This window comes from Aequorivita marina (genome assembly GCF_031631895.2).
Taxonomy (GTDB): Bacteria; Bacteroidota; Bacteroidia; order Flavobacteriales; family Flavobacteriaceae; genus Aequorivita; species Aequorivita marina.
The window spans coordinates 114488-127511 of the sequence record NZ_JAVMBW020000013.1; the positions used below are offsets into that span (position 1 = coordinate 114488).

General features: G+C 36.3%; 11 protein-coding genes and 2 pseudogenes. All 13 read right to left on the reverse strand.

Features of this window, described 5'->3' with window-relative positions; all coding sequences use genetic code 11:
* Position 1 precedes the first annotated feature (1 nt).
* A complete protein-coding gene (locus QPK98_RS12880) occupies positions 2-784 on the reverse strand; it encodes an ABC transporter substrate-binding protein (RefSeq protein WP_310993871.1) in 783 nt (260 codons plus the stop codon).
* Positions 771-1592, reverse strand: coding sequence for an orotidine-5'-phosphate decarboxylase (gene pyrF / locus QPK98_RS12885; RefSeq protein ID WP_310993872.1), 822 nt, complete (start codon positions 1590-1592; stop codon positions 771-773). The genes QPK98_RS12880 and pyrF overlap by 14 nt, the downstream gene beginning before the upstream one ends.
* A gap of 45 nt (positions 1593-1637) precedes the next feature.
* On the reverse strand, positions 1638-2714 hold the full coding sequence (gene prfA, locus QPK98_RS12890) for a peptide chain release factor 1 (RefSeq protein WP_310993873.1): 1077 nt from the start codon (positions 2712-2714) through the stop codon (positions 1638-1640).
* 89 nt (positions 2715-2803) lie between these two features.
* Entirely contained in the window at positions 2804-3808 is a 1005-nt protein-coding gene (locus QPK98_RS12895) for a DUF3078 domain-containing protein (protein ID WP_310993874.1), read from the reverse strand.
* A 10-nt stretch (positions 3809-3818) separates the two neighbouring features.
* The gene (locus QPK98_RS12900; RefSeq protein ID WP_310993875.1) at positions 3819-4997 is read right to left on the reverse strand and encodes an AIR synthase related protein; all 1179 of its coding nucleotides are present in this window, start codon (positions 4995-4997) and stop codon (positions 3819-3821) included.
* A gap of 84 nt (positions 4998-5081) precedes the next feature.
* Positions 5082-6575 (reverse strand): carboxypeptidase regulatory-like domain-containing protein, encoded by a 1494-nt coding sequence (locus QPK98_RS12905; protein ID WP_310993876.1) that lies wholly within the window; start codon positions 6573-6575, stop codon positions 5082-5084.
* Between the two features lie 59 nt (positions 6576-6634).
* On the reverse strand, positions 6635-8044 hold the full coding sequence (locus QPK98_RS12910; RefSeq protein WP_310993877.1) for a CsgG/HfaB family protein: 1410 nt from the start codon (positions 8042-8044) through the stop codon (positions 6635-6637).
* 7 nt (positions 8045-8051) lie between these two features.
* Entirely contained in the window at positions 8052-8414 is a 363-nt protein-coding gene (locus QPK98_RS12915; protein WP_310993878.1) for a curli assembly protein CsgF, read from the reverse strand.
* A 338-nt stretch (positions 8415-8752) separates the two neighbouring features.
* Positions 8753-9454 (reverse strand): CsgE family curli-type amyloid fiber assembly protein, encoded by a 702-nt coding sequence (locus QPK98_RS12920; protein WP_310993879.1) that lies wholly within the window; start codon positions 9452-9454, stop codon positions 8753-8755.
* A 97-nt stretch (positions 9455-9551) separates the two neighbouring features.
* Positions 9552-10058 carry a hypothetical protein gene (locus tag QPK98_RS12925; RefSeq protein ID WP_310993880.1) on the reverse strand — a complete coding sequence of 169 codons (507 nt, stop codon included), beginning with the start codon at positions 10056-10058 and terminating at the stop codon, positions 9552-9554.
* 350 nt (positions 10059-10408) lie between these two features.
* Positions 10409-10705: a hypothetical protein gene (locus tag QPK98_RS15680; protein ID WP_353963175.1), complete on the reverse strand. Its 297-nt coding sequence runs from the start codon at positions 10703-10705 to the stop codon at positions 10409-10411.
* Positions 10679-10738, reverse strand: a pseudogene (locus QPK98_RS15685) (hypothetical protein); the annotation flags it as partial. The gene QPK98_RS15680 and the pseudogene QPK98_RS15685, both read right to left, overlap by 27 nt.
* A gap of 760 nt (positions 10739-11498) precedes the next feature.
* Positions 11499-13024: pseudogene (locus QPK98_RS12930) on the reverse strand (hypothetical protein); the annotation flags it as partial.

Sequence of the window (13024 nt, forward strand, 5' to 3'; positions counted from 1 at the left end):
ATTATTGTTTTTCATGAAGACTTTTAAAATACTTAAAAGCCTTTTGTAATCGCGAGCCATACCAACTAAAATACTCCCCGTCCACCAAGCGTACTTCGGCGTCAATTTCACCTTGCATATTTAAAACGTGTTCTTCCTTAAATGGATAAGGTTCTGTTGAGAGCAGCACCAAATCAACATTTTTAAAATCGGCTGTTTTCACTTCGGGGTAACGGGATTTTGGTGTAGCTATACTATTTTCAAAATTATTAAGGCGAAGCATTTCATTTATAAAAGTAGCTCTTCCCGCCGCCATATATGGATCTTTCCAAATTAAATACAGTGCTTTTCTCTTAGGCTGATTTTTGATAAATTTTTGAAAATTCTGTATTTCTAAGCGAATCTGTGTGTTTATTGCCTCAGCCTTGTCAGAAACGTCAAAAATTCTTCCCAGTTCGTCAATCATTGCGATGCTATCAGCTATAGTATCTACATCGCTAATCCAAACCGGAGCAATTTTTTCCAGCTGTAACACCATTTCTTTGGTGTTTTCTTCTTTATTGCAAATGATAATATCTGGATTGAGCGTCTTGATTTTATCATACTTCACACTTTTAGTTCCGCCAACAACAAGCTTTTCACTTCTTAAATGCCTTGGATGCACGCAGAATTTAGTCACTCCAACCAGTTGTTCCTCCAACCCCAAATCTACCAACAGCTCCGTTTGTGACGGAACCAAGGAAACGATACGCGAAGGAGGGGTTTTAAAGTTTAAGGTTCTATGTAGCTGATCAAGAAACTCCATCTAGTATGGATTTCATTTCTAACTGTATTTTCTCCGCCGCTTTAGCCGCAGCAGCTTCAAAATCTGAATTGTTAGAAGCATAGATAATGCCTCTTGAGGAATTTACCAGTAAGCCAACATTATCGGTAAGGCCATATTTGCAGACTTCTTTTAAGCTTCCGCCCTGAGCCCCTACTCCTGGAACCAATAAAAAACTATCTGGGATAATTTCTCTTATTTCGGCCAAATATTCGGCTTTGGTAGCACCTGCAACGTACATCAGGTTTTCGCTATTATTCCATGTTTTGGAAGTTTTTAAAACCTGCTTGTACAATTGGTCATTCCCAACTTTTTTGGTCTGAAAATCGAAAGCGCCTTCATTGGAAGTAAGTGCCAGTAAAATGGTGTGTTTATCTTTAAATTCAAGAAAAGGCTCTATGGAATCTTTCCCCATATAAGGAGCAACCGTAATGGCATCAAAGGCTAAATCTTCAAAAAATGCCTTGGCGTAACGGGATGATGTATTCCCAATATCGCCACGTTTTGCATCGGCAATGGTAAAGATGTTGGGATGGTTTTCGTTTAGGTAGTTAATGGTTTTTTCCAGTGCTTGCCACCCCTTAATTCCATAAGCTTCATAGAAAGCGGTATTGGGCTTATAGGCAACCGCAAACTCATGGGTTGCATCAATTATAGCTTTGTTAAACGCAAAAATAGGATCTGCCTCCTTTAATAATGAAGGGTGTACTTTATCAAGATCTACATCTAGCCCTACGCATAGAAAAGACTTTTTACGTTTAATCTCTGAAACTAACTGCTTGGTTGTCATAAATATTTCTATTAGCCTTATTTTAGTTAAATAGCAATAAGTACTCTAAAATGTCTCTCCGGTTTCCTTTAGCTTTTCGGTGTTGTTAACCAGGTGCAGCTCGTCTATGATTTCTTGTATATCGCCGTTTATAATGTTCCCCAGATTGTAAAGGGTAAGGTTTATTCGGTGATCGGTAACACGTCCTTGGGAGTAATTGTATGTTCTAATTTTAGCGCTTCGGTCGCCACTTGTGACCATTGAGCCACGTTTTAGGGCATCTTCAGCTTGCTTTTTAGCCAGCTCCATATCATACAATCTGGAACGTAGCACCCTAAATGCTTTTTCCTTGTTTTTATGTTGCGATTTTTGATCTTGGCACTGCGCCACAATCCCGGTAGGAACATGCGTTAAGCGCACCGCAGAATAGGTGGTGTTAACCGACTGCCCTCCAGGGCCGGAAGAACAGAAAAAATCTACACGAACATCTTTTGGGTTAATTTCAATATCAAACTCCTCCGCTTCTGGGAAAACCATTACCGTAGCGGCACTGGTATGAACACGACCTTGGGTCTCGGTCTGCGGAACCCGCTGTACACGATGTACACCGGCTTCAAATTTTAGCGTTCCATATACATCATCGCCCTCAATCTCAAACTGTATTTCCTTAAATCCACCGCTAGTCCCTTCACTTAAATCTATAACGTTTGTTTTCCAGCCTTTTCCTTCACAGTATTTTGTGTACATTCTAAATAGATCGCCTGCAAAAATACTCGCCTCGTCACCACCGGTTCCAGCTCTAATTTCCATTACCGCATTCTTGGCATCTTCTGGATCTTTCGGAATTAAAAGATGCTTCACTTCCTCTTCCAAAATCGGCATGCGTTCCTGAGCTTCATCCAGCTGCATTTTTGCCATTTCAACCATTTCGGCATCACTGCCATCCGCTATTATTTCTTCTGCTTCGGTAACATAGTCGGCAAGCTCTAAGTATTCGGCTCGTTTATCCATCAAGACCCTTAGATCCTTATATTCTTTGTTTAACTGAATATATCGCTTTTGGTCGCTGATTATATCCGGTTGGATTATAAGGTCGCTTACCTCGTCAAAACGTTGTTTTATAATTTGAAGTCTGTCTAACATATAGATTTTATCGTGGTTGTAAATTTACAATTTTTTTATTGAAGGCATTCCCCTATTTCTGAAGCTACGTTATGAATTAAAAAATAGAACTATGATGTTTCTTTTGATTTTGACATATTATCAAAATCAATAATTAGTCCTACCCCTAGTATTTGCTTCCATTGAACATTTGGCCCTTCGATAACAATTTCTTCATTTGTAACTTCATCTCTTTTAGAGTCCATCTTAATATCATTATCATACCTTAAATGTGAGCCTAAAGTAGCCTTAACAAATTTATTGACCTCCATCCCTAGATTAACCTCCCAATCAACATCTATATTCCCGAAACTATTTACATAATCGGTATATAGTCTTAAATGGCTATTGAGCTTTATATTTTCGAAAATTGTTTCTTCGTATTTATTGGTTATTAGTATTCCCACCTCTTGCTTGATGTTATCACCTTTTCTCAACATATTACCATCCACATCGTAAATGGCGGGGTTTACACCAAAAGCTCCTTTGTTGGCAAGATCATCATCCATTACAAAGGTTGTTTTTAACGTAAAAGGCGATGCGTAGAAAGATAAGTGTTCAATTTTTCTACCGTATTCCATCCCCATTCCAAAAAACAGGTATCCCGGAGCTAGAAACCTAGATATGGCCTCATCTTTATTTGGATATTTGTAACCATTAGAAAATTGTGTGTTAAAGCTAAGTTTCGCGGAATAAAACCAGTTGCTTATGGAATCGGTTTCTGAAACAAAGTTGGAATTGATTTCTATTATATCTTCCGTTTTTTTAACCCCAGCTTCTTGTTGTTTATTTAGGCCGTATTTCAGGTTTAGGTCGGAAGTCCAAACCCATCTTTCCTGTTTAAGTTTAGCTGATGATTTAGCAGAAACAATACCAGAAATAGAATTTGTTCCACCAGAATTCCAATTGGTAAACGATACTTGATTAAGCAATAAGCCAGCTTCATTTTTAGTGCGCCAACCTAAGGCAACACTATCCTTATCATTTTTATTGAACATCAAGGAATCTGTAGATGCGAGGAGGCTACTTGTACTTAAAGAAAACAATGTAACAACCAACCAAAGAGATTTTTTCATTACTATTCAATTAATAGGTAAACGTTCCGTTTTCGCTCGTTATTGTAAGTTTTTTATTTTCAGCAGCTTCCACGCGCCCTACAATTTGTGCATCAACATTAAACGATTTTGAAATTTCAATTATAGAACTGGCAATTTCTTCTGGCACATAGAGTTCCATTCTATGCCCCATATTAAACACTTGATACATTTCTTTCCAGTCCGTTCCACTTTCCGACTGAATAAGCTTAAAGAGCGGAGGCACTGCAAACATATTGTCTTTAATAATATGAAGATCTTCCACAAAATGCAGGATTTTTGTCTGTGCTCCTCCACTACAATGAATCATACCATGGATTTCGGCATTGCTGTATTTAGATAAGATTTCTTTGATGATTGGCGCGTAGGTACGGGTGGGAGAAAGTACCAATTTTCCCGCGTTTACAGGACTTCCTTCCACAGAATCCTGTAATTTTTTTGAACCTGAATATACAAGATCTTCGGGGACAGAGGCATCATAGCTTTCAGGATAACCCTCTGCTAGATATTTATGAAAAACATCGTGCCGGGCAGACGTAAGGCCGTTACTCCCCATACCGCCATTATATTCCTTTTCATACGTAGCTTGTCCATAAGAGGCCAAACCAACTATAACATCACCTGGCTGAATGTTTGCATTGTCAATAACATTACTTCGCTTCATTCGGGCAGTCACGGTAGAGTCAACAATTATGGTGCGCACTAGATCGCCAACATCGGCTGTTTCTCCTCCTGTGGAGTGAATGGTGACTCCAAACTCCTTCATTTCAGCTATAAGCTCCTCACTTCCGTTAATAATTTCGGAAATAACTTCGCCTGGAATCAAGTTTTTATTGCGCCCTATGGTTGAGGACAGCAAAATATCATCTACTGCTCCCACGCAAAGCAGGTCGTCAATATTCATGATTAAGGCATCTTGGGCAATGCCTTTCCAAACGGAGAGGTCTCCAGTTTCCTTCCAGTACAGGTAAGCCAATGAAGATTTAGTGCCAGCACCATCGGCGTGCATTATTAAACAATGGTCCTTGTCATTGGTAAGATAATCTGGAACAATTTTACAAAATGCTTTAGGGAACAACCCTTTATCAACATTTTTTATGGCGTTGTGCACATCTTCTTTACTTGCTGAAACACCCCGCTGTGCGTAGCGTTTTGAAATCTCTTTGCTCATTGAAATGAAGTTAGGCTACAAAAGTACGCATTAAAAAAAAGCCCACAAAGGTGGGCTTTCAGGGTTTTTGAATATTTTCAACAATTATTCCCAATCGGGCATATAAGCATCTGAATAAAGCAAAGTTCTCGTTTGATCTTCACCTATTTCCAGCGTATAGATATCTCTTCTAGAGATACCATCATTCGAGGTATTTGTATAGATTACGAATGCTTCATTTGGTGCAAATATGGGTTCCAAATCATTTGTACCGTTTGGTTTTTCATTGGAAATATCTACCGGTGGTCCCGAAGTACTGATATCATATGTAAACATTCTGGAGTCCAATCTTCTGTAATCAGAACTTTGGAATTCAGAAACATCGTAGGAATATACAATTTTATTGTTAGTAACTGATAAATCTAGACCGCTAGCAGCTCCAGGTAGTCCGGATTGCAAGGTATCTAGGAAATCGCCGTTTTTATTTATGGTAATGAAAGAAACATCATATCCATTCAAGTTATTTGTTTTCAAAACAATTAAATCACTATTCTCACTAACTGCAATTTCAGAAATCAAAGAGCCATCCAAGGTTTGAAATACCTGATTAAGTCCTTGACCACTTGATCTAATAGAGTATAATTTATCAAGGTTTGGAAAATATATTCGGTCGCTATTCTCTGGCCAACTAATATTTATCTCGTTCAAATTAAAACCATTAGGCTGTAGGTTTGAAGTGACTTTAACCTTATCAGTACCATCACGTTTCATTGTATAAATATCTGCTTGTGCCCCAGTTGTCTGTAGGTAGGCAATTCTATCTGCTGCAACATTTCTTCTTGGGCGGTAACTATTTGTATTTACGGAGGTTAGTTGAAATTCATTTCCTTCTTCATCCGCTGAGAATATAACGTTATTACCATCAATATTTCGAACAAACAAAAACCTATTATCAACCGGAGGGCCAGCAACGCTAAACGTTCCCACAGGACTTAGCACCGCTGGATTATACTCATCTTTCGAAGACACTTGCCAATAATACTGAGTTCCCAGCATTAATTCTGGATACCTGAAGATGGTATCACTTAAATCTTCGAACATCAACACTTCTTCGTTTTGGTCATTTCTAAGTTCCAATGAAAATGTTAGCGGATCTTCTTCGGGATCTATTGAACTCCACACAAATATTGCCTCCACACTCTCTAGCATTTGATTATCTGTAGGTGATATCAATACAGGAGTTGAGGGAGGTCTATTATTTACTGTTGAAATTTCCATTTCAAAAATCACGTTTACAGTTTTGTTCGCAAGTGCGGTAGCTGGTTCATATCTGGCCAGATAACCGTCAAGTCTAGCTCCTACAGAATATTCTCCGGCAGCAACATTTTCAATCCTAAAATTCCCTTCAGCATCGGTAAAAACTGTACTAGTTACTGGACTTGTATTTATTCTTACATTTTCTAACGGCGTATTGGAACCTTCTGCAACAACTTTTCCTGTAATAACTCCGTAATCGTTGTCACTAATTCTATCCTCACTGCACGCTACCAAAATAATGAAGAGCAAACTCAATTTTAAATATGTTATACTTCTTTTCATCTGTTTGTTTATTTGTTTAATAGGTTTATGAAAAATCGAGATATTTCAAAATCATTAACTTATTGCAATTTCATGTTTTTTGTTTTTGACGAGCCAAAGTGATAAGATAGTCCAATACTCATGGTATAGTAAAAATCATCCCTCCTACCCTGTGGTAAATTATCTATCTTATCTGTGAAAGTAATATCCCATTCTCCATTGAGCACAAACGATATCTTTGGAGAAACATGATACTCTAAACCTGCTCCAAGTTTTAAATTAAAAAAGCTATTCCATCGCTGTAAGTCACCAACAGGAGTATCATCTGCAAAATGTAAAATACCAGGTCCCGCATAAAAAATTGGACTCAACTTATCATAAGGCAACATATTATACTCAACATTTAAACTTTCACTAAGCCACCAATGATTGATTTGGGGTGTGGAATTAAGTCTAAAAAATTGAAAATCTGCTGCAAGTCTTAATTCGGGAAGAATAGAATATTTGTACATAAGTCCAAATTTATAGTCTAATATTCCCGTTGAATAATCTCCATCTACCAATGCCATACCGAAATTTATATTAAGTTGGCTTTTAAAATAGTTCTCTAGATACCTTCTTTCATAAAGGCCTGTAGACTCTTCTAATTCCTTTTCGAGTAAGTATTGATCTACAATTTCTTTATTTTGTTCCTTACCTTCCTTGGTTGACCATAAATTATCTTTTATACCTTCGATTATTAATATTTCTACAGACTTTTCAATAGCTTCTTGTACTGCCATTTGAGATGGTTCATTTTTGGTAAAACCCGTTTCAACTTCTAATAAACGTTGAAAATTCACATATTTAAAAAGACCTACATCTACAGCTTGCGAAAGAATCGTTTTTGAAACATAAACTGTTTTTAATACCTCCCCTGTATTAGTAGAAACTGCCCGAAGATATACTGTAATCCTATCTTGTCTATATTGTGTAGAAGCTCCTAGACCAAAATATCGTGCACCAGCCCCACCGGTTAAGATATTTGAATCATAAGAAACCACCCCTCCTTCAAGTAATATACCGGCAAATAATAAAGGTGTTAAACGAGTGGGAGATTTATCATCCACTTTCCTATATTCTTCTCGTGTACTCCTAATTATATTTCGTTCATTAAGTAAATTGCTAAGATTTTCACGTTCTATCGGTCTAAACCATTTAGAATCTTCGAGTGCTTTTATTAAAATTGTTGTGGCCCCTTGGGTTATTGCTGTGCTAAAAGTACTTCCGTTCTCAATATTTTTGTATTGCCCAGTTTGATCTTTAAAATTATAAACACCTGCTATAATAGGCTCTTCAGGCTTCGGCAATGAGTATAAAGTAGTAGTTTGATTCGTTATTTCGCCCAAACGTGCATCTTGTGGTCCTAGTGGTTGATTAAAGTAGGCACCACACCCCCCCAAAAAGAATGAGACAGATACAATACATAGCCTTATAAGCATATTCTTCATAAGAAATTTAGTTTGGAATAATTATTTGGGTGGCTTCTCCGGTTACTATATTTAATACATTTATTACTAAACCATCGGATGAATCAAAAACCTCATATTGAAAATCGCCTTCAATGCTCGTACCTTTTGGAGGCACTTCATCTTTACCAAAAGGGCTTTTACCAAAACGGTCAAACCCCCCTAAACGGTCGAAAGCATCAAATTGCGAATCGTCTTCGAAAGAATTTTGTGCGTTTGCAGAATTGAGCAACCATGCATAGTTAAAAGAATTTCCTCCAACAAAGGCGGGGTTTATAGGTGCATACACCAATTGCTGGCCCACAGCATATGTAGAGACACTTAGGAATAAGAAAAGAACAAAAGATTTCATATTTCTGGTATTTATTAGACTAAATAGTTACAATGGGGATAAAATAAGATAAAATAAATAGAGCTCAGTAGATAGTTTCATTCTCTAAGCTGTGGATTAAACCTGTAAATGTCTGGTTGAGCGCAGTCAAAACCTATTTTTAATAGCCGAAATTCTCTCCCGATAGTTATCAAGAGCACTCGAACAGACAATAGCAAACATTTCAAATAACACAAAACCAATACGTTAAACAATATTATAAGTAAGTATTTAACTACTAACCTCTAAAAATTAAATATATTGGGGAAATTGGGTACATTGTAAATTTAATAAAAATCAATTACAAGAATGATGAACATTTAATAATATTTTAAAACATTCTTGCTTTTTTTATATTTCTGTAAAAACCAATATACTCTTTTTAAAGCTACATCGGCCATTGCTTTAAGATAGTCATTTTGCGGTCTAACAAAAAATTCAAGAACCATCTCATTAGCAACTGTGATTTCAATTTTTGTATTGTTATTTAAGGATAAAACCTCTTTTATATTTACTATTTCTTCACCATTTACATTATTGGCAAGGTACGATGAATAAAACATTTTATAAAAATCGCTGCCCGGTTTTGTTTTAGTATCTTCAGTAACGATACCTCTCAGAACCACTCCATCTGCTTTTGTTCTTACGGCATCTGGCGATAATTTAACCTCACTCTTCTTTTCAGTACTATATTTTCTCTCTATACTTTTATCTTCTTCGTTTTCATTTATTACAATTCTATCCATACCCAATGGAGTATCTTCTTCATCATATATAAGCAAAAGAATAATTACTCGATCTTCATCAGCTACATTAATAGTAGCTGAAGATAAGTTTTTTTTCTCACCAAGCTCCAGAACAAACCTGCCGGTCTGGTCATTTTTGACATTATTTGAATTTTGGGAATCGCTTTTTATAACGGAAAGCACATAACGTAAACTTTGATTTGAAGCGGTTTTATTAACTGCAGATCCTGTAAAGGAATACATATTACCATTATTGGCAATATCTATTTCTGCCACAACCTTAGTATTATATACTTGGGAAGACGCAATACTTGATAACAAGACTAAAAGAAATATAGGCAACCTATATAAAACCTTTTTGAGCACAAGTTTATTAATTTAAGTTTCTGATAATAACTGTTTGATCTTTTCCTTGCATCGAAACCATCATTTTATCTGAAATAGAATTTTGACCACCAATCCTAATTAAATTTTGGTTTGAACCAAATTGCTGAACATTAGAAGCATGAACCTGGCTACGTGAATTACTTAAATCTGTATAACTATGATTTTTACCAACCTGTAGAACATCTTCACCAATTTTTTTAGCAGAAACAATTAAAGCTATATCGTTATTATCACCAAATTGGTTTAAGTTAATATCACTTTGTTGTGACTTTGTAACGGTAATCGCAGAATTATAATCTCCAATTTGCTGGACAGAAATTTTGTTGCTTTTTACTGTATTAGCATTCTGTGAAGCAACAATATTAAAGAGGGTAGTTTTATTTTTAAAAAAATGACTAGTTAGTTTAGCGTCTTCTACATACGTTTGCGAGGAAGCAACACTCCCCAAAACAACAATAATAAAGGCTGTCAGCAATAATTTAGTGTTTTTCATCTCTTTAAAGTTTAATTCATTTGGTTAAATCATTCACCTACTGCAATATACAACAAATTAACTTAAATTATTGATAATTTGGAAGGTAATTTAAATTCTGTTGCAAAAAAATAAGAGCACTTTTTAAAGTGCTCTTATAACTTACTTTTAAAGTATTATAAGATAGGGAATATACCTTAGTTACTCTGATTTACAGTAGACCTGTTATTGTTACCTAATTGAGCAACTGAACTACTATTAAAATTACATCCTTGAGTAACATTACTACTGTTTTGGTTACCAGTCTATGCTACGCCAGAACCGTTCACATTACCTAATTGCTCTACATCTGAATAGTTAATTGAACCTATTTAATTAACTAAAGAAGAGTTAGCACCTCCAACTTTTAAAGTTATGACTGTGCTAGTATTACCATCCTGGTTTACACCACTACCATTGTAGTTTCCTATCTGCTGAACATTAGCATCATTATTATTACCAGTTTGGTAAGCATTACTTAAGATATTAGAAACATCCTGCATTACATAGGCAGTATTAGCATTACCTACTTGCTCAATGTTACTTTTATGATCATCACCATATTGAAGTGCAGTAGCTGTGTTTGAAACTCCCTCTGAACTAATAGCAGATGTGTTATCATCACCTATCTGGATAGTTAAAGCTGTATTTAAATCACCATCTTGATAAACATCAGACGCGTTTCAGAAGCATTGTCATTACCTACCTGTAAAGAAGAAGCGGTATCATCACACCCCCGCTGATCTACAAAATTTGCATTATTACCTCCTTGTTGAGTGGTTGTATTCAAGTTATCGTCTCCCAAAAACCCTTGAGTTCCATCTGAAGTGTTTACATTACCATCTTGATCTGTGACTCAACAAATTTTCTCACTCTTTTAATCGGACACTACTGTTATTTAAACATAAAAATATTTTAAAATGAAAAATCTGACTATTAATATAACAATCAGGTTTTATGTTTTAAAGCAATCGGCAAGTAAAGAAGAATACAATTTTATGGCTCTATGTTGTTTTAAGTAGGTGTTTTTTTTTGAAAAAAATCAAAATCTTGAACTAACTGATGCGAGCCTTTGGTTTGCGCCGGAATGAGGGAGGTTTTTTAGTAAAGTTTTGCACAGCCTAGCTTTTTACTTGCATACGACGAATGAGGCACGAATGAGAGTAATGCACACGTTTTTTTGCAATAAAAAAAATGAACAGCTTTATTTACATTCCTGAACTTTAGTTGTTAGAAAAGGTTTATAGTAATACAGAAATTGGCTTGCCCACTATAATCAACATAGAACCAATTTTATTTAATTCCTCTATAACTAGCTTTCTATCTTAGCTTTGAATTAATAAAAAATGCGAGAGCTTCTTTTGGAAGCCCTCGCACTATTTTAAATAATTAAGTAGTTTTTTTAATTTACTTAACTATATTTTAGTTCTGTAAAGTAACATCAATGTTTCCGCTACCAACTTGATTAACGTGGCTCCAGTTACCTACACCCAACTGACCTACAAGGCTAAAGTTGTTGTTACCAGTTTGCTCAACAAGGCTATAGTGTCCTAATCCAGCTTGCCCTACAAGGCTGATGTTATCATTACCTATTTGGATTACTTCAGATTCATTTAAGATACCTAACTGACCTACAAGGCTGATGTTATCATTACCAGCTTGAATTACGTCTGACTCATTAAGCACTCCTGCTTGTCCAACAGCACTAAAGTTATCATTACCATCTTGAAAAACATCAGAATCATTAAAGAAACCTACTTGGCCAACAAGACTTTCGTTGTCATTACCAGCTTGGACAGTCAATGAATAGTTATCATTACCTAATTGGAAAGTGGTAGCTTCGTTACGGTTTCCGTATTGTCCTGTACCAGCATAGTTATCATTACCTAATTGGTCAACATCACTTTCGTTACGGTTTCCAAATTGCTCAACGATAGATCTGTTATCATCTCCTACTTGGTTAGTACGCGCATCGTTGCGATTCCCTATTTGCCAGTTGTCAGAATAGTTATCATCTCCCATTTGGTCTGTATCAGAATCATTTCTGTTACCCCACTGTCTAGTATACGCTTCGTTATCATCTCCAGTTTGGTCAACATCACTATCGTTACGGTTACCTTGTTGCCCAACTCCAGAGTAGTTATCATCTCCTATTTGATCTGTTGTTGCATCGTTACGGTTACCGAATTGGTAAACTTCTGAGAAGTTACCATCTCCTAATTGGAAAAGATCTGCATCATTACGGTTTCCTACTTGCGCTACAATACTAATATTGTCATCACCCCATTGTTCAACTTCAGAGTCGTTACGGTTACCATCTTGTAATACATAACTATTATTATTATCACCCCATTGATCTACATAAGAATCGTTACGATTACCTTGTTGATCTACAGAAGAAATATTATCATCACCATACTGAAGTACAATAGAAGAGTTACGGTTCCCCATTTGATCTACATCACTATCATTACGATCTCCATCTTGATCTACATAAGAATCGTTACGATTACCTTGTTGATCTACAGAAGAAATATTATCGTCACCCCACTGAAATACATCAGATTCATTACGATTCCCCATTTGATCTACATCACTATCATTACGATTTCCCCACTGATCTACGTAAGAAGCGTTGCGATTCCCTGTTTGGTCAACATCGCTTACATTATCGTCACCATCTTGCCATACATCAGAATCGTTTCTATTACCATCTTGGGTAGTAGTACTCAGGTTACCATCTCCATCTTGGAGCGTAGTTGCATCATTACGATTACCTACCTGTAATGTTCCAGAAACGTTAAAATCCCCATCTTGTTCTGTGTATGCATCGTTAAGATTACCCACCTGAAGTGTTCCAGCGGCGTTTAAATTACCATCTTGGTCTGTTGTCGCTTCGTTGTCATTACCCAACTGAGCTGTTCCTGCAAGGTTAAGATTCCCCAATT

What these genes read in the sequence shown, in the direction of transcription:
- QPK98_RS12880 (WP_310993871.1), bottom strand. Translation starts at nt 784, where the DNA reads ATGGAGTTTCTTGATCAGCTACATAGAACCTTAAACTTTAAAACCCCT.
- pyrF (WP_310993872.1), bottom strand. Translation starts at nt 1,592, where the DNA reads ATGACAACCAAGCAGTTAGTTTCAGAGATTAAACGTAAAAAGTCTTTT.
- prfA (WP_310993873.1), bottom strand. Translation starts at nt 2,714, where the DNA reads ATGTTAGACAGACTTCAAATTATAAAACAACGTTTTGACGAGGTAAGC.
- QPK98_RS12895 (WP_310993874.1), bottom strand. Translation starts at nt 3,808, where the DNA reads ATGAAAAAATCTCTTTGGTTGGTTGTTACATTGTTTTCTTTAAGTACA.
- QPK98_RS12900 (WP_310993875.1), bottom strand. Translation starts at nt 4,997, where the DNA reads ATGAGCAAAGAGATTTCAAAACGCTACGCACAGCGGGGTGTTTCAGCA.
- QPK98_RS12905 (WP_310993876.1), bottom strand. Translation starts at nt 6,575, where the DNA reads ATGAAAAGAAGTATAACATATTTAAAATTGAGTTTGCTCTTCATTATT.
- QPK98_RS12910 (WP_310993877.1), bottom strand. Translation starts at nt 8,044, where the DNA reads ATGAAGAATATGCTTATAAGGCTATGTATTGTATCTGTCTCATTCTTT.
- QPK98_RS12915 (WP_310993878.1), bottom strand. Translation starts at nt 8,414, where the DNA reads ATGAAATCTTTTGTTCTTTTCTTATTCCTAAGTGTCTCTACATATGCT.
- QPK98_RS12925 (WP_310993880.1), bottom strand. Translation starts at nt 10,058, where the DNA reads ATGAAAAACACTAAATTATTGCTGACAGCCTTTATTATTGTTGTTTTG.